Origin of the sequence: Thermicanus aegyptius DSM 12793 (assembly GCF_000510645.1) — a bacterium.
GTDB lineage: Bacteria > Bacillota > Bacilli > Thermicanales > Thermicanaceae > Thermicanus > Thermicanus aegyptius.
In genome coordinates this window covers 1,264,003-1,282,137 of the sequence record NZ_KI783301.1, presented here as the reverse complement: position 1 = coordinate 1,282,137, position 18,135 = coordinate 1,264,003, and the positions used below count along the sequence as shown (strand labels likewise).

The 18,135-nt window shown below is 49.8% G+C and carries 15 protein-coding genes and 1 other annotated feature; all 15 genes read right to left on the bottom strand.

All coding sequences use genetic code 11. The annotated features are described in order from the left end of the window. Positions 1 to 68 precede the first annotated feature (68 nt). A complete protein-coding gene (locus THEAE_RS0106860; protein WP_028986956.1) occupies positions 69 to 1,046 on the bottom strand; it encodes a LacI family DNA-binding transcriptional regulator in 978 nt (325 codons plus the stop codon). A 406-nt stretch (positions 1,047 to 1,452) separates the two neighbouring features. After that, positions 1,453 to 1,665: a hypothetical protein gene (locus tag THEAE_RS0106850; RefSeq protein WP_028986955.1), complete on the bottom strand. Its 213-nt coding sequence runs from the start codon at positions 1,663 to 1,665 to the stop codon at positions 1,453 to 1,455. Positions 1,666 to 2,122: 457 nt separating this feature from the next. After that, positions 2,123 to 2,785: a SurA N-terminal domain-containing protein gene (locus THEAE_RS0106840; protein ID WP_028986953.1), complete on the bottom strand. Its 663-nt coding sequence runs from the start codon at positions 2,783 to 2,785 to the stop codon at positions 2,123 to 2,125. Positions 2,786 to 3,238: 453 nt separating this feature from the next. Beyond that, a complete protein-coding gene (gene cimA / locus THEAE_RS0106835; RefSeq protein WP_028986952.1) occupies positions 3,239 to 4,864 on the bottom strand; it encodes a citramalate synthase in 1,626 nt (541 codons plus the stop codon). Positions 4,865 to 4,921: 57 nt separating this feature from the next. Further along, positions 4,922 to 5,180: a binding site (T-box leader), on the bottom strand. A gap of 148 nt (positions 5,181 to 5,328) precedes the next feature. Beyond that, positions 5,329 to 6,144 carry a histidinol-phosphatase HisJ family protein gene (locus THEAE_RS0106830; protein ID WP_028986951.1) on the bottom strand — a complete coding sequence of 272 codons (816 nt, stop codon included), beginning with the start codon at positions 6,142 to 6,144 and terminating at the stop codon, positions 5,329 to 5,331. 69 nt (positions 6,145 to 6,213) lie between these two features. Then, positions 6,214 to 6,873, bottom strand: coding sequence for a ribulose-phosphate 3-epimerase (gene rpe / locus THEAE_RS0106825; protein ID WP_028986950.1), 660 nt, complete (start codon positions 6,871 to 6,873; stop codon positions 6,214 to 6,216). Between the two features lie 2 nt (positions 6,874 to 6,875). Further along, complete coding sequence (gene rsgA / locus THEAE_RS0106820) at positions 6,876 to 7,775, bottom strand: ribosome small subunit-dependent GTPase A (RefSeq protein WP_028986949.1); 900 nt, start codon at positions 7,773 to 7,775, stop codon at positions 6,876 to 6,878. A 4-nt stretch (positions 7,776 to 7,779) separates the two neighbouring features. Further along, the gene (gene pknB / locus THEAE_RS20260) at positions 7,780 to 9,735 is read right to left on the bottom strand and encodes a Stk1 family PASTA domain-containing Ser/Thr kinase (protein ID WP_052329818.1); all 1,956 of its coding nucleotides are present in this window, start codon (positions 9,733 to 9,735) and stop codon (positions 7,780 to 7,782) included. Next, a complete protein-coding gene (locus THEAE_RS0106810) occupies positions 9,728 to 10,486 on the bottom strand; it encodes a Stp1/IreP family PP2C-type Ser/Thr phosphatase (RefSeq protein ID WP_028986948.1) in 759 nt (252 codons plus the stop codon). The genes pknB and THEAE_RS0106810 overlap by 8 nt, the downstream gene beginning before the upstream one ends. 9 nt (positions 10,487 to 10,495) lie before the next feature. Further along, the gene (rlmN, locus tag THEAE_RS0106805) at positions 10,496 to 11,554 is read right to left on the bottom strand and encodes a dual-specificity RNA methyltransferase RlmN (RefSeq protein WP_425426396.1); all 1,059 of its coding nucleotides are present in this window, start codon (positions 11,552 to 11,554) and stop codon (positions 10,496 to 10,498) included. 83 nt (positions 11,555 to 11,637) lie between these two features. Then, entirely contained in the window at positions 11,638 to 12,999 is a 1,362-nt protein-coding gene (rsmB, locus tag THEAE_RS0106800) for a 16S rRNA (cytosine(967)-C(5))-methyltransferase RsmB (protein ID WP_028986946.1), read from the bottom strand. Beyond that, entirely contained in the window at positions 12,968 to 13,909 is a 942-nt protein-coding gene (gene fmt / locus THEAE_RS0106795; protein ID WP_039944875.1) for a methionyl-tRNA formyltransferase, read from the bottom strand. The genes rsmB and fmt overlap by 32 nt, the downstream gene beginning before the upstream one ends. Before the next feature lie 20 nt (positions 13,910 to 13,929). Further along, a complete protein-coding gene (gene def / locus THEAE_RS0106790; protein WP_005586817.1) occupies positions 13,930 to 14,418 on the bottom strand; it encodes a peptide deformylase in 489 nt (162 codons plus the stop codon). Between the two features lie 14 nt (positions 14,419 to 14,432). After that, complete coding sequence (priA, locus tag THEAE_RS0106785) at positions 14,433 to 16,862, bottom strand: primosomal protein N' (RefSeq protein WP_028986944.1); 2,430 nt, start codon at positions 16,860 to 16,862, stop codon at positions 14,433 to 14,435. Further along, on the bottom strand, positions 16,859 to 18,100 hold the full coding sequence (gene coaBC, locus THEAE_RS0106780; protein ID WP_028986943.1) for a bifunctional phosphopantothenoylcysteine decarboxylase/phosphopantothenate--cysteine ligase CoaBC: 1,242 nt from the start codon (positions 18,098 to 18,100) through the stop codon (positions 16,859 to 16,861). The genes priA and coaBC overlap by 4 nt, the downstream gene beginning before the upstream one ends. Positions 18,101 to 18,135 lie beyond the last annotated feature (35 nt).

Genomic DNA, 18,135 nt, shown 5'->3' with positions numbered 1-18,135 from the left:
TGTGATCATTATATCAAACGTTTAACATATGTCAATCGTTTGATATAATGTTTAAAAATTTTAATTTATCAGCAGGTTTCCCGTTCAATCAGTTGGACCGGGAAGCGGTGTTCTAATTCCGGTGTTTTCCCTTCAATCTGAGTGATTAATAGGTCAACCGCCCTTTCTGCCATCTCTTTCACAGGTTGTGCAATGGTGGTAAGAGAAGGAACCACCACGGAGGAGAGAAAAATGTTGTCGTACCCAACCACCTTTAATTGATCGGGAATTTTCTTCCCAAGGGATGCAGCGACCTTCATCGCGTAAAAAGCTAACAAATCGCTGCTGGCAAAAAGACCATCCATGTCCGGATATTTCTCAAATAGACGATAAACCAGTTCTTCATAACGCCGGTTGTCGTTTGCATGCAGTTCTGCTTCCATCACCATCGGTTCATAACCGGCGTTGCGGACGGTGTCCACGTAAGCTTGATGGCGTTGATTGGCCAACATGTCCAAATGTAAATTCCCGCTGATATGGGCAATTTTTTTACATCCCTTTTCAATCAATCGCTGTGTCGCCAATTTACCCCCTTGGTAGTTGTCTGAGTATACATAAGGGATTTGATCTCCAATCTTTCGATCAAAAGTAACCATAGGGTAGCGATGATCCGTATATTGATCCACTTCGACCGTATGGCTTCCCATAATAATTCCATCGACTCGATTGCTAACGAGCAAATCGAGATACTCCAATTCTTTCTTTTTGTCATTGATCGAATTACTGATCAGTACCTTAAATCCTTTCTTATAAGCAAAAAATTCTATATAACTCGTTAACTCCCCAAAAAAAGGATGAGCCACCGTTGGAATAATAAGTCCGATTACATTGGATCGTCTCCTTAGCAAAGATCGAGCCACTTCATTGGGAAAGTAATTCAGTTCTTCCATCGCTTGATATACTTTATGCCGCGTGACATCACTGATGTACCCACGATTGTTCAGCACGCGTGATACCGTGGCCACCGCCACACCTGCCTTTTTTGCCACATCTTTTATGGTAGCCATTGCACCCTCCTACAACTCAATGTATTACCGGATATGGGTTTTACCATGTTACTCATCACAGTATCATGTTAAAGGTTTTACAGCCTACGTTCAAGAGGAAACTTGATTTGCTACGAATTCAAAGATAAAATGGTCCTCTATGAAAAAAAGAGGAGCATTCTCTCCGGATCAAATCATCCCCCATCCCCATAATGAAGAAGCATCTTTTCCCTCAGAGGGAAAGATGCTGTGAACGACGTTCTCCCTGATTTTCATGATCGTCATAAAAAGCATAAAGCTCGTTTATATCCTCCATTCCCCATAGGAGAAGATCAGGCCCTGCCACCTAGAGGTACGAAACTCCACTACAAATGATGACCGATCTGTGACGGTCGTCATTGCTTGTTTTTCTTCTTGACACCTCTGTTCATTTCTCCGGATGACTGTAATGCATTTTTACGACATCCACCGCATCCCCATCAATGATATATTTCGCATCCGCGGAGGTAAAGCGAATCACTCTGCTCGATGTATCAAAGGTGGTATCGCCACTATGCAATTCGAAGACCTGACCGGATGCGGTATAGATGCTGAGCTCTCCCCATTGCGCTAAGGACTCCTGAATCAACTCCATCTTCATCCCCATCACCTCCATAAAAAATAAATGTTTACACCCTCCTATTATCGCCTTTAGGGAAACCTTTCATTCAGCGAAGACGAGCCCTTCTCACACGGTGGAACCCCTTACGGCGATAGACTGCCTCCATCCTCGGGCTCCACGTCCCTTTCACATTCTAATCTTTCCCGGAGCCATTCTGGGAATGGTGATCCTACCTGCCCGCTGGAAACAAGAAAAAATCTCTCCCTCGGAAAAGAAGGGAGAGAACCAATCGATACGAATGATGGATAACCTTATTCGTAACACCAAGTGATAGACAGATTCTTGAGAGCAGTCAGCTAATACCCACAGCAATACAAAACCTAGAAATGAAGTTACAGCAGAAAAAAGGAATTTTTTTGAGTGCTCCCCAGGAAAAAATCAAACCGAGGCTTCCCAAAAATATGGATTACGTCATCTCATGAAAACAGATCAGATGTCAAGAAGATGAAGAAAACGGCGCATTGATGATCTTGATATCGGACTTTTGCAGCAGGTCCTCTTTCATCTTCTCAAATTCGGCTTTATACGCCTCCTGTGAAGCGGAAGGATTGGGAAGCCGGCTGCTTCTGATGAGGGAGTCGATGTAGTTGGTGACGGTAAGCTCTCTTTGATATTGGAATGGAGCAATCTCATTCCAGTAGGTCTCCTCATCTACCCCCATCGAATCGATGATCCTCTTTTGAAATTCTTGGGCTTTCGAATCGGCCTTCGCTAACGTCTCCCGCATTTGCTCGGCGTAGGCCTTCGCCTGCTCGATGGAGACGGAGAAACCATTCTTTACACCCTCTTTGTAAAGAAGATGTTCTTTGAGATAATCCTTCCAAATCTCTTGATCCGTCGCCGGGGCAAGATGGTTCAGCTGTTCATTGGCACGCACCGTGTAAAGATAGGGATTAAAATCCTTATTTGTAATTTGAACCCCATTCACCTCTGCGAGAACCTTTACATCGGAGACCTTTGTCTCCTGCCATTTCTCTTTTAACGTGCCAAAGACAAGATCATATATATTTCCGGCATAAAAGGGGATGGAAAGAAGGAATAAAGCAATAATCCCCACAAGCGGAAGAAAAAGATATTTCCTACTCACATTTTTCATCATCGTTTCATATTCCTCCTTACCACCTAAAATCCACTTGTCCGGTCGTATTCGTCTGATATCCCATCGTATGATCCACAATATAGATCCATTGACCATAAGCAGATGAGGACGAAGAGCTATAACTTTCAGTACCGGTCCAATTCCTGCCATAAACCGTATCGTTAGGGTCGCTAATATACGATGAAACGTTTGGCAATGAATGATTTACACCGCGTACATTTCAATTACCGACTGTCAGCGTTCCACCTAATACAGTAAAAGTTATTTTATTTTGCACTGCAATTATATAAGCTAACAAGAAATAGTTCAATCGTTTTCTATATTTTTTTATATAATATTTGCATTTTATAATGAACAATAATCGATACAAAAAACTCTCCCGATTTGATTGCTCTCATCGGAAGAGTAAAGTTACAAGGGGAGATATTTTGCTCTAAATGATAAACAATATTTTTACACGGCGTTTTCCTTCTCTGCGGAGATTTCCACTTTGCCGCTCTTTCGTTTTTTCCTCATGAGGGGTATGGAGAGGCTGGCAAGGAGGGCTTCCCAGCTCGCCTCGATGATGTTCTCCGAAACCCCTACCGTGCCCCAACTGTTCTCGCCGTCATGGGTCCGTATCAAGACCCGAACCGTAGCTCCGGTGCCGTCACTCCCCTCCAAAACACGCACTTTATAATCCGTTAGACGGCACGACTCCAATTCCGGGAAGAAGCTGGTCAATGCTTTCCGCAAGGCATTGTCCAATGCATTGACCGGTCCATTTCCCTCCGCAGCCGTATGAACGACGGAATCACCTACCCGGAGCTTGATCGTCGCCTCAGAGAGCGCCTTCTCCTCTCTTCGCTTTTCCAAGGTGACACGAAAACTTTCGAGAGTAAATGGAAACTCCTCCCCTTCCCGGGCGTAGAGCAGAAGTTCCAGACTCCCTTCTGCCTCTTCAAACGAGTAGCCTTCATGTTCCAAACGTTTCACATCTCCCGCAAGGATTTTTGCCACCTGGGGATCGAGATCCCCAAGGGCTTCTTGCTCCAGAATGTTTGAACCACCCGCTTGGTCGGAGACTACGATGCGCCGTTCGTTGCCCACCCATTCGGGAGGAATATGTTCATACGTTTCCCGCTTCTTTCGCAAGGCATTTACATGGACCCCTGCTTTATGAGCAAACGCATTTCTCCCCACGAAAGGGTGCCCTTCATCCAACCGGCGATTGGCGATCTCACTCACGCTTCTCGATAAATGCGTTAAAGATTGGAGCTTCTCCCGCTCCAAGACCGGAATGCCCATCTTCAACACCAGGTTGGCGATCAAAGGAACCAGGTCGGCGTTCCCGCATCGTTCTCCATACCCGTTTACCGTTCCCTGTACCTGTCGGGCCCCTGCACGGACAGCGGTCAAGGAGCTCGCCACTGCCATCCCCCCATCATTATGCAGATGAACCCCCAACGGGGTCGTCAAACGGCGATTCACCTGAGAGACAATCTCCTCGATCTCCCAAGGAAGCGCCCCTCCGTTCGTATCACAAAGAATAATCCAATCGGCTCCTCCAGAAACGGCCGCCTCGATGGTTTTTAAAGCATAATCCGGATTGTTTCGGTACCCGTCAAAGAAATGTTCCGCGTCATACATTACCTGACGACCTTTTTTCTTTAAAAAACGTATACTTTCTTCAATGATCCGAAGATTCTCGTCTAGGGTCGTGTGAAGCGCATGAGCCACATGGAGATCCCAACTTTTCCCAAAGATAGTAATCATCTCTGTTTCCGCCTCCAATAGCCCCTTAAGCATGGGATCCTCTTCCGGAGCTAGACCAACCCGGCATGTGCTCCCGAATGCGACCAGTTGGGAATTTTTCAGTTTTACATTTTTTGCTTCCTGAAAGAATGCCACATCCTTTGGATTCGCTCCAGGCCATCCCCCTTCAATATAATGCACACCGAAGGAATCGAGCAGCTTCAAAATGCGCAGTTTATCTTGAAGGGTAAAATGAATTCCTGCGCTCTGTGCCCCGTCCCGTAAGGTTGTATCGTACAGGAAAACGGGGGGAGTGGTTTGAGGGAGTCGTGCTTGGTTTTCCATGGTTCTCTCTCCTTATTCTCTTTTTTCTCCTATCCCTAAAATGAAAAAGCCGCCCCACGTAGGGACGGACTTTGCCGCGGTACCACCCTGCTTTCCCTCAACCCAGGGAAGCTCACTCCGACGTAAAATGCCGGCATCGCGGTAACGGGCGATGAAACGTCTGAATCTACTGGAAAAGGTGTACTCTAAAAAAACCTTCTCTGTTCGATCAGCTGCTCGGAAGTGATTTTCACCTCTTCCTCCCTTACCCGCTCTCACCTACCCGGGCTCTCTGAAAGGGTAAGGAAGAAGATACTCTCTTCCTCATTGCCGCTTTCGTCTGTATCTCGTTTCCAAATCGTTTTTATTTTATGAAAGAATCATAGCAGGCTGTACATAAAATGTCAAGAAAAATCAGGCGGATTTTGATCTCACTCGTAAAGCATTCCGAAGAGGAAATACTTCTTTGGAGAAGAGGAGCCTCATTATCCCAGAGGATAGGCAGACTTCTTCTTCCGGGTAAAGACCTGCACTTCCGTATAGCCCACCGAGCGGGCTAGTTCCACCGCTTTTCCATATTCGTACCCCACATGCTGCGGTTCATGGGCATCGGAGGAAAGGACGATGGTCACGCCGGCTTCAAAGCACTTCTTCAGGAGAAGCGGATCGGGATAGATCTCTCCCACCGGTTTACGGAGTCCGGCGGTGCTAATCTCGATGCTGGTTCCGGAACGGGAGAGCGCCCTCACCACCCGGTCATACTCCCCTTCCAAAAAGGCTTGATCGGTGGGGCGGTAATTAAAGATCTTCACCAGGTCAATATGGCCTACAAACTGAAAAAGACGGGATTCTGCCAAGGTAACCACCTGATCAAAATAGGCCCGGTACACCTCATAGATGTCCCGCTTCTCATACTCATCCCGATAGGCCGCCAGGTCAATCCCCCAATCTCCGATCCAATGGACCGATCCGATCACATAATCAAAGGGATACCGGGAGATGAACTCCTCGATCTCCCTCTCTTTTCCCGGAACATAATCCATCTCGATTCCCATCTTGACAGGAATCTTCTCCTTTTCTGCCGCTTCAAAGAGGGCAAGATAATCCTGGAAATGAAGGCTCCTTCTCCGGTTCGCCCAGTCATTGACGAGGATCTCTTTCGTCTCTTGGAAGAAGTAGGCATGTTCCGAGATGCCCAGATCCCCGATTCCCCGCTGCCGGGCAACCTCCACATACTCTTTTAGCCAATCCAACGTAATTCCCTTCGATTCATGAAGGTGAACATGATAATCGGTTAACATCTTTCTTCCTCTCCCTCTTTTTGATTTGAACGAAATTTTCTTCTCTCCTATCGGTCGATCATCGCCATCTTATTTCATCCCGGCAGCCATGCGCAGGTCGGCGATGGCCTCTTTTCGGTCTCCTTTGCCAAAGATGGCGGATCCGGCAACCAGGATGGTCGCCCCTGCTTCGACAACCTGAGCCACCGTCCCTCCGTTTATGCCCCCGTCTACCTCCAGTTCCGCCTTTAGATCTTCCTGATCCAGGAGTTGGCGAAGTCTCCTAATCTTATGGAGAACGGAGGGAATAAACTTTTGCCCGCCAAAACCAGGATTTACAGACATGATGAGGACCAGATCCAAATCGGGCAGAATCGGCAGGACCATTTCCAAAGGGGTGGCAGGATTTAAGGCAACCCCAACCTTTACACCCTCTTCTTTCACCTGGTAGATTAACCGATGAAGGTGATAGGTCGCTTCCGCATGAACCGTGATGATGTCCGCCCCAGCCTTGGCAAATGAATCCACAAATTTTTCCGGCTCACTAATCATAAGATGAACATCTAAAGGAAGGCTTGTCCTTCTGCGTATCGCTTCTACAACGATGGGGCCTATGGTTATATTGGGAACAAAATGGCCATCCATCACGTCAATATGAAGAAGGTCCGCTCCCCCCTCCTCCACTTCCCTGATCTCCGCTTCTAAGGAAGAGAAATCGGCGGATAAGATGGATGGCGCAATTTGGATCAACATTAACGGTATCTCCTTTCCATTGCTTTCTTTATCTCAGACAAAAAAATTAAATAATGTTCATACCTCTCAGTCTGAATCTCTCCCTCTGTTACCGCTTCACGGACGGCACATCCCGGTTCTTTGTGATGGAGACATTCTCTAAAACGACATTCTCCCGCCCGTGACCTGATCTCGGGAAAACAGAGAGTTAGCTCCACCGGATCCATTTCTAAAAAATCGAGTTGTCCAAACCCAGGGGTATCGGCAACAAAACTTCCTTGCCCGATGGAGAGGAGCTCCACATGGCGTGTGGTATGTCTTCCCCTGCCCAGCTTTCGGCTGATCTCGCCCGTCTCCCGAAGGGCTTTCGGCAATAGGGAATTAAGCAGAGAGGATTTCCCCACGCCCGATTGGCCGGCGAAAACCGCCGTCTTCCCCTGAAGATGGAGGCGAATCTCGTCTACTCCCCTACCCGTTCTAGCGCTGGTCGCCACGATCGGATAGCCTATTTTTTCATACGTTTCCCCGACCGATTTCCAGGAATGTTCCTCCACCAGATCGATTTTCGTAAATCCGATAAGGATAGGGACTCTCCGATGCTCAATGTGGGCGAGGAAGCGATCAAGAAGGAGAAGATTAAGCTCAGGTTCTTTTAAGGAGAAGAGGAGGACGACGATATCCATATTGGCAACCGGAGGCCGGATCAGAACGTTTTTCCGCTCCGAGATCTCTTCAATCCATCCTTCCTTCTCCCCTTTCGATTCAAAGCGTACCCAATCCCCCACCAAGGGCGACTTCCCTTGTTTACGAAAAAGGCCACGAGCCCGGCACTGAATCAGTTTTTCCTCTGCATAAGGGATCTCTTCCGGCAGGACATAATAATAGCCGCTTAACGCCTTGATAATCTTCCCCCAGGGCATGGCATCACCCTCCTGTGTTCGTTCCAGTTACTTCCTGATAAGTGACGGTTCTCGTCACTTGAAGTACGCCATCTTTATAGACCGTAATGGTTGCATCATGGGTGGGAGAAAGAACCAAGTCAACGGAGTATTCCTTCGACTTGCTGATCTTCTCTTCGATATAAGGATAATCCTGGTACCTGGCATCACTCACGAGAATGGAGATGGTGGTGGGTTTATCCGGTTCCACCACGGCCATGATCGGCTCCTCCACCTTTACCGCATCTGCCTTCAAGCCGCTCGAGAGAACGATGGTGATTTCCTGGCCCGCCGAAACTTTTTCCCCCGGCTGGACGGGCCATTGGCGAACCACCAGTCCTTTATCAAAATAACTTTCCTCTTGCTGAGTCCCTTTTAAAATTAATCCGTTTTTCAGCAAGATGGCGGCGGCTTGATCTTTCGTTTTTCCGATGAGATTCGGCATGTCAAAAGCCTCTTTCCCTTTGCTTACCGTAAGCTCCACCACCGTCTCTTTGGGAACGACGGGAGTCTGGGGCAGAGGATTTTGACTCATCACCTGCCCGGCAGGAATGGTATCGCTATACTCCCTAGTGATTTTCACCTCTTTAAAGTCGACGAGGAGCGTCTGCGCCTCCCTCTCTTCTTTTAATGTTAGATCAGGCATGAACGTCGTCTCTTTCCCTTTGCTTACCGTCAGCATGACCGGTGTTTCCGCCTTAATCTTCTCCTTGGGAGGAGGATCTTGCTTCACCACGTTTCCTGCAGGGATCCGGTCGTCAAATACTTCTCCTTGCACTTCAGATTTAAGGCCTGCTTCTGCTAGTTTTAGTTCCGCTTTGTCGAGGGGCATGTTGATCACAAGGGGTACTTCAATTTCCGGAACGACGAATAGGGATTGGATCTTCTGAATGATAAAGAAGGTTAATCCGATCACGACGACGATGGCTAGGATCCAAATCAATGCTTTAACCCAACTCCGGGAAAGGAGCTTCTCCCTTTTCCCCCCTCTTTCATCCTCGGGATCAGGTTGGGTCTCCAAATCAAGGGAATGATGAGCTGGCCGTGCGCCCACTGCAGGAAGAACGAGGGTGGGATCATCATCCTGAGTCCTTTCTGGAATCCGTTTTTCCTCCCAAAGCCGTTCGGGAGAAAGACAAGTCTTTAAATCTTCCACCATTGCATGGGCCGACTCGTACCGGTGCTCCGGTTGCTTGCATAATGCCTTTAAGATAATATTTTCTACGCTTTGAGGAATGGATGGATTAAGTTCCCTCGGGTCCTTAAAATGCTCCTGCAGGTGTTTTAACGCGACGCTGATCGGAGATTCCCCGGAGAAGGGGAGATGTCCGGTTACCATCTCGTAGAGAACAATCCCCAGAGAGTAGAGATCCGATTTTTCCCCGGTAACCCCTCCCCTCGCCTGTTCCGGCGAGAAATAATGGACGGTGCCCAGTACGGATCCCGTCTGGGTGATGGTGGCCGAGGTGACGGCCCGCGCAATGCCGAAGTCCGTTACCTTTACCCTCCCGTCTGTTCCGATCAAGATGTTATGGGGCTTAATGTCCCTGTGAATAATATGATGTTGATGGGCATGCTCCAGCGCCTCGCCGATCTGGATGGCAATATGTACCGCCTTTTTCACGTCAAGGGGGGCTTCCCGTTTGATGAGATCTTTCAGCGTTTCTCCATCCACATATTCCATGACGATGTAATGGGTATCCTCTTCCTGCCCCACATCATAGATGCTGACGACATTCGGATGGCTTAATCGAGCCGCTGCCTGGGCTTCCCTACGGAAGCGACGGATGAACTCCTCATCCTGGCCAAACTGGGGACGTAATACCTTAACGGCCACCGTTCTGTCGAGGAGTAGGTCGTGCCCTTTGTAAACGACGGCCATTCCTCCTCCCCCAACCCGGGTGGTTAATTCATACCTGCCACCTAGCCGTTTCTCACTCAACCTTCTCCACCTCCCCATGAGAGGTACGGGGGCTTTCAATGATGGCAAACGTAATATTATCTTCGCCTCCCGCAGCGAGCGCCTTTTCTAATAATTTTTGTCCAATTTCCTTAAGCGAGTGAAACGAATCGTCCAATCCCTCCCGGATCTCCTCTTCCTCCATGGAGTTGGAGAAACCATCGGTACAAAAAAGAAGGCGATCTCCCTCTTCCCATCTGAAGGGAAGAATGTCGACCTCAATCTCTTCTTCCGTTCCCACCGCCCGTAGGATCATGTTTCGTTGGGGATGAGATTTGGTTTCCTCATAGGTGATCTGACCATGTTTGTAAAGGGTGTATACATAGGAATGATCCTCAGTGAGTTGTCGCAAATTCGGTGCCTGATACAGGTATACCCGACTATCACCCACATGGGCCAGCACTCCCCCCTCTTTTCCAATCAACCCCACTTCCAAGGTCGTCCCCATCCCCGCATATGCAGGCTGAACCTGAGATTCCCTGTAAATGACTTGGTTTGCCTTCTCCACCGCCTCCTGAAGAAGAATCTCCCATTGCTCATCCTTCCATCTGCTTTTTACTTCGGAACAGATGATGTCAAGGACCATCTTACTCGCCACTTCTCCGGCCAGGTGTCCTCCCATGCCGTCTGCCACGATGACCAAAAGGACCTCCCCATCCAACGGGATCACCATCCCGGAATCCTGATTAATCTGCCTTATGCGTCCCACGTGGGTCATCAATATCGATTCCATCTTCTCCCCTCACCTCGAAACGGTTCCTACATGCTTTGCCCGTAGCTGTCCACACGCTGCAGCGATATCACTCCCATGCTCCCTGCGAAGGGTTACGACGATTCCATGATCCTCCAGGATTTTTTTGAAACGGAGAATCTCCTCTTTGGGAGTGCGAACATAATCTCTCTCCGGGACATAGTTGACCGGAATAAGATTTACCAGGCAAAAGATCGGTTTTACTAGGCGAGCCAGCTCCTCGGCGTGTTCCGGTTGGTCATTTATGCCGCCAAATAACCCATACTCAAATGAGATTCGTCGTCCTGTTTTCTCCACATAGTATTGGGCAGCCTCCATCAGTTTGGGCAACGGATAGGCTCGGTTGATGGGCATAAGTCTGGAGCGAATCTCCGAGTTGGGGGCATGCAAGGAGATCGCAAGTTTTACTTGCAATCCCAAATCGGCAAATTGATAGATTCTCGGAATAATCCCGCTGGTGGAGACGGTAATGTGCCGTTGCCCGATATGAAGCCCCTTTTCATGGTTCATGATATGAATGAATTGAATGAGCGCATCAAAATTTTCAAAAGGTTCGCCAATCCCCATGACCACCACCGAACTGGCCCGCTCCCCTTTTTCATCTAATACCCGCTGGGCGAAAACCATCTGGGCCACAATCTCCCCCGAAGCCAAGTTCCTTCTTAATCCTCCCAGGGTGGAAGCACAGAAGGTACATCCGATTCGGCACCCTACTTGCGTGGTGACACAGATGCTATTCCCATAATGGTGCCGCATGATCACCGTCTCGATCATATTGCCGTCCGGCAGCTGCAAGAGAAATTTAATCGTTCCATCTTGAGACTCCTGCCGGGTAACCTCCTGAAGGCTCTCCATGTCAAAGTTCTCCTGAAGCTTTGTTCGAAGCCCTTTGGAGAGGTTCAGCATTTCATCAAAGGAATGAACCCGTTTCCGATAGAGCCAATCATAAATCTGGGACGCCCTGAAGCGAGCTTCTCCATGATCCGTAAGCCATTTTTCCAATTGTTCGAACGTAAGGCTGTAGATGAGTTCCTTTTCCAATCGACTCAACCCCATACTTCATCTTTATCTGTTCTGCTCATTCCTCGATACTTGCATTTCCTTTCAAGTTTGCAATGGGCTTTCACTCTATTTTACCCATGTTTCAAACGGGCTATGAAGAAACCGTCCGTCCCAAAATCTCCTGGCAGAATCAAGAGCATGCCCGGACGAATGATCGCCTCTTCCAAAAGCGGGGAAGGAAGGTCGTTCACCAGTGACTCATCCGCCTGAAATTCGGGATGGGAGGAGAGGAAGCGGTCGATCACCTCTTCATTCTCCTCTGGGTTGACGGTACAGGTACTATAAATCAGTAAACCCTTCTCCCCCAAGAGGGGAGAGAGACGTTCCAAAAGCGCATATTGCAATTCCGGCAGATGGGAAAGTTCCCTCTCCTCTTTCCGCCATTTGATCTCCGGTTTTCTGCGAATCACTCCCAATCCGGAGCAGGGGGCATCGATGAGAATGCGATCAAATGGCCCTTTCACCCTCTCAGGCAACGTAAGGGCGTCCCCTGTCATCACCTGAATGGAAGTAAAACCCAGGCGCTTCTTTTGTTCTTCAATCAGACTCCCCTTGTGGGGATGAATATCATTGGCCAAGATCTCCCCTTCATCCTTCATCAATTCTGCGATATGGCTCGTTTTTCCTCCCGGCGCAGCACAAGCGTCCAAGACTCGTTGCCCTGCCTCAGGTTTTAGTAGCGTGGCCACCAACATGGAACTTTCATCCTGAATGGAGTAAAGGCCAAGCCGGTATTCGGGCATTGCCGCAGGATTTCCTCCTCCCGTCACGCGAATTCCTTGGGGAGAAAGGAGAGAGGGCATCGCCACCAACCCCTCTTCTTTGAAAAAGGAGAGCAATTCCTCCCGGGTGGTTCGCAACGGATTAATCCGAAGGGTGAGGGGAGAAGGAGCGTTATTTGCCGACAACATCGCCTCCGTCTTCTCCTCCCCATACTGCTTAAGCCAACGTTTCACCATCCATTCCGGATGGGAATAAAGGAGGGAAAGGCGGCGGGCAGGCGGAAGATCGGGAGGAATCTCTCCTTTGATGGGCTCCCGCAAATAGGACCGAAGTACGCCGTTTATAAGGCGTGCAATTCCTTCGTGGCCCCTTCTTTTCGCCGACTTTACCGCTTCATTCACGATGGCGTAGGGAGGGATCTTGTCGAGATAGAGCAATTGGTAAAAGGAGAGGCGGAGAAGAAGTCGAACCCAAGGTTCCAGCTTTTCCAAAGGTCGGGAAAGGTATGGGCGGATGGCGTAATCCAGACGAAGCCGGTGGGTTAAAACGCCGTAAACCAATTCGGTGACAAGACGTTTATCCGCGTCCCGCATCCCGCTCCGATCTAACGCCGTCCGCAAAAGGAGATTGCTATACGCCCCTTCCTCTTCGATACGGAGGAGGATGTCAAGGGCGGTCTCACGCGCTTCTTTCTTCATCTTTGTCGGCAAATTTCATTCCTTTCGCCAGTACGGTATTTCCCCGGAGAAAACTGGCCGCATCCATTTTCCTCTTCCCTGCCGGTTGGATCTCTTTTAATACGAGGATCCCTTCACCGGTAGCCACCTGAATCCCCTCATCCCCTAAATGAAGAATGGTCCCCGGTTCTTCCCTGAAACTCCCCTCCCCGATCTCGCTCCACCAGACTTTGATCCGTTCTCCTAATATCTTCGTATAGGCACCAGGCCAGGGATTAAAGGCCCGGATCTGGTTATACAGATCCTTTGCCGGTTTGGAGAAATCAAGCCATTCTTCCTCCTTTTTTATGTTGGGGGCATAGGTTGCCTGGGAATGGTCTTGTGGGATCGGGGTGATCTTTCCCTCCAGGTAATCCGGTAACGTCTTTAAGAGCAATCGGGCCGCAAGCTCCGTCAGTTTTCCGAAGAGATCCCCCACCGTATCCCTCTCACCGATGGGGATTCTCTCTTGGGCCAGTATATCTCCCGCATCTAATTCGGGCGTCATCCTCATGAGGGTAACCCCCGTCTCCTTCTCCCCGTTTAGGAGGGCGTAGTGGATCGGTGCCCCGCCTCGGTATTTTGGAAGGAGAGAGGCATGTAGATTGATGGCGCCAAAGGGAGGAGCATCCAACAAAGTTTTGGGGAGAATCTGCCCATAGGCGGCGGTTATGATTAAAGTGGGCTTCACGGATAGAATCCGCTCCACTTCCTCGGCTCGCCGCAATTTCTCAGGTTGAAAGAGAGGAAGATTCATGGATTGGGCATATACTTTGACCGGTGAAGGAGTGGGAATCCTCTTCCTACCCTTCGGTTTGTCGGGCTGTGTCACAACCCCCACCACCGGATACCCTTCTTCCACGAGGGACTTAAGGGAAGCTACCGCATAGTCGGGAGTCCCCATAAACAGAATACGAACCTCTTTCACGCTTCCACTTCTCCTTCTTCATACACGGGGGTGGGAGTGGGATAAATCTGATCGGTCAAGTCGATGAAAAGGACCCCATCCAGATGATCCACCTCATGTTGAAAGGCCCTGGCAATCAACCCCTCCCCCTCGATCTCGAATTCTTCTCCATGGCGATTTAGTGCTCTTACCTTACACTTCATCGCCCGTTTTACCTCTCCGGTCAATCCGGGAATGCTCAGGCAACCTTCCGGTCCAATCTGCTCCCCTTCAAGGGAGAGGATGACCGGGTTGATCATCTCAATCAGGCCATTCCCCCCATCGACGATGATGATCCGCTTGTTCACCCCGACCTGGGGAGCTGCCAACCCCACTCCATTCGCATCATACATGGTATCTGCCATGTCGTCTAACAGTTTATGAATATGGGGTGTAATCTTTTTTACCTCCACCGATTTCTCGCGCAGGATCGGATCGGGATGTTTAACAATTACCCGTATGGCCATCGAAAGCTTCCTCCTTAGAAATAAACTTGCGGATCCATGTCGATATGAACTTGGATTCCGTTTTTTTCGATGATCGCATCCAGATTTTCCAATGCCCTCTTTAAATGGTCCATTAATTTAGGTTCATTCTTATATTTTACCATGCAATGATACCGGTATCTATCCTTGATCCGTGTAATTTGTGAAGGGGCGGGGCCTAAAACCACCGTATCCCCGGAGAGATAGGTGCGAAGCTCTTCTGCAAAACGCTGAATCGCCTTAACCAACACAGGAATCTCCTCATGCTCAAAATGAATCAACGTGAGGCGGTAAAAGGGAGGGTATCCTCCTTTTTTCCGTATCCGAATCTCATGATCGAAGAACTTTCTATAATCCTGGGCCGCTCCTAACTGGATGCTGTAGTGTTCCGGCGAATAGCTTTGTACGACCACTTCACCTGGAAGCTGATGCCTCCCTGCTCTGCCCGCCACCTGGGTGATCAATTGAAAGGTCCGTTCCGCCGCACGAAAGTCGGCTTGATGAAGGCCGATATCTGCCAGGATGAGTCCAACCAAGGTTACCTTAGGAAAATCGAGACCTTTGGCAATCATCTGGGTCCCCAGGAGCACATCCGCTTCTTCCCTGCCGAAAGAGGAGAGGAGCCGCTCGTGGGCACCTTTCCGGGAAGTGGTATCCTGGTCCATGCGGATGACGCGAATGCCGGAAAAATGGGCTTTCAACTCCTCTTCGATTTTCTCCGTGCCAACCCCCAATTGGCGGATGGAGCGACTGTGACATTGAGGACATTCCTCCACCATTTTCTCTTCATGTCCGCAGTAATGGCAACGAAGGCTGTGACTCGTCTGATGATAAGTGAGGGTTATATCACAGTGGGGACATTCCATCGTATGTCCGCAGCTTCGGCAAAGGACGAAAGTAGAGTAGCCCCGGCGGTTGAGGAGGAGAATCATCTGCTCCTTCCGCTCCAGGCGTTCCTTCATTTTTTGAAGAAGAAGGCGGCTAAACATGGAACGGTGCCCTTCTCGCATCTCCTGCCGTAAGTCAACCACGTGTACCGTTGGCAGAACCCCTTGCCCAACCCGCTTATCCAAATGGAGGAGAGTGATTCTCCCGGCTTTGGCATGGGCGTAGCTCTCCATGGAGGGAGTGGCACTTCCCAGGATGAGGAGACTTTTATGACGCCGAGCCCGCTCCATGGCTACCTCCTTCGCATGGTAGCGGGGATTCTCCTCCTGTTTATACGTCGTCTCATGCTCCTCATCGATGATAATCACCCCCAAATCTTGGACGGGGGCGAAGATGGCGGAACGGGCTCCTACCACCACGTGGGCATCCCCCCGCATAATCCTTCGCCACTCATCATACCGTTCCCCGTCGGAAAGGGCGCTGTGGAGGAGAGCCACCTCCTCCCCGAAACGCCGTTTAAATCGTTCCACCATAAGGGGGGTGAGAGAAATCTCCGGCACCAGAACGATGGCATCCTTTCCCCTTTCTCTCATCTTCTGAATCACCTGCAAATATACCTCCGTCTTTCCGCTTCCGGTGATCCCGTGAAGGAGAAAGGGCTTCGGCTCTTTCTCCTTCTCATAGGCCGCCAAAATTTTTCGGTAAACCTCCCCTTGTTCCGGAGTTAACGCCTTCGGGAGATCAGGAGGAAAAACGGTTTTCGTCGGATCTCTTAAGACCTCATGCTCTGTAATCCTCAGCAATCCTTTACTCACCAAGGGATTGAGATTTTCCGGGAGGGCCTCCGCCCGTGAGAGAATCTCTTTCAATGGAAATCTCTCTTCTTCGAGAAAAAGGGTGAGGATCCTCCGCTGCTTTGTCGCAGTACCGGGCAAAGTATCGAGCGCTTCCTTTAACACATCCGGATTTACCTTCCTCTCCACCAGTTTCTCTCTCTTGCCCCGCGCTCCATCACGAATGCGCGTCTCCTCCAGGATCGTTTTCCGTTCCAAAAAGAGGGGAAGGAGGGAATCGGCCCGGGGGAACTTTTTTAACAGGCTCTTATACGATAGGCTCCCCTTCTCCCGTATATAGGTTAGGATTTCTTCCTCTTCCGGCAGAACGATTAAGGGCATCTCATCATATTCACGGTTCCAACGTATCCACCTCTCATATTTTGCCCGCAGAGGGGAAGGAACCATCGCCTGAAGACTTGCATAGAGGGGAGAAAAATATCGTTTGGCGACCCACTGCGCCAACTCAATCATCTCTTCGCTTAAGGGGGGCTCCTCGCCTAGCAAGGCTTCGATTTCCTTTAAAGGGGAGTAGGGACTCTCCCCTTTAATACGCAAAACATACCCTTCCACCTTTCTCCTTCCAAACGGCACGATCACCCTGGAGCCCCTTACGAGGCGATCGCCCAGGCTTTCCGGAATGAGATAATCGAAGACTTCCCGCTCTTTGGAAAGGGGAGCATCGACGGCCACTTCCGCAATCATTTCGGCTCCCCCTGCCCCTTTATGATTTCATCAAGGAGAAGATGAGCCAATGAGGTTTTTTCCATCAGAGGGAAATCCTTCCTCTCTCCACGCTTTGAAAGAAGAAGGACGTGATTTGTATCGGAATCGAAGCCGGCCCCCTCTTCCGTCACATTATTGGCGATGATAAAATCAAGATTCTTCTTAAGAAGCTTCTCCCGAGCGTACGCTTCCAAGTGCTCCGTCTCGGCGGCAAAGCCGATGAGGATCTGATCCTTCCTCTTCCTTTCCCCGGCCGCCTTCAAAATATCCGGCGTGGGAACCAACTCCAAAAGGAGAGATTCCCCTTTTTTCTTCATTTTTTGTGTTTCAAATACTTTAGGGCGGTAATCGGCCACGGCGGCGGCGGCGATAAACCAGTCCGCCTCAGGAAGATAGCGCATCACCTGGGCATACATCTCTTCCGCACTACGCACAGAAATTCGTTCCACTCCGGAAGGGGGAAGAAGGGTTGAAGGGCCGCTGATGAGTCGAACCTCCGCCCCCCGTTCCCGAGCCGCTCGAGCCAATGCGTATCCCATCTTTCCGGAGGAACGATTGGTTAGATAACGGACGGGATCTAACGCCTCCTGGGTAGGACCCGCAGTGATGAGAATCCTTTTTCCTGCCAAGTCTTGAGGTAATCCTCTCGATGCAGGATTGGGGCTTTTAAGAAAAACCCGTCCTTGAAAGAAGTCTTCAATAAATTGAAAGATCCTTTCCGGTTCCTCCATCCTCCCCTTTCCCGTATACCCACAGGCCAGAAGACCTTCGGCAGGTTCCAGGATCCCATACCCCCATCGCCTAAGGCGCTGAAGATTTTCCTGGACTGCAGGATGGGTATACATATGTACGTTCATCGCCGGAACGAAGAGGACGGGAGCGGTGGTGGCGAGGAGAACGGTGGAAAGCATTTCATCGGCGATTCCTCCGGCCACCTTTCCCAGAAGATTGGCGGTTGCAGGAGCCACCACCACGAGGGAAGGAAAATCGGCCACATCGATGTGGGATACAACCCCAGGATCCTCTTCCGAAAAAGTATCCGTATAGACCCGGTTGCGACTCATCGTTTGAAAGGTTAGCGGAGAGACAAATTTCGTCGCCGAAGGGGTCATCACCACCCGAACCTCATACCCTCTCTTCACCAAGAGGCTTACGAGGGTTACGCTCTTATATGCCGCGATGCCTCCGCTTACTCCCACTACGATTTTCTTCTCCATGCCGATTCCCCCTTCTTTCCTTTATTCCTGAAAGA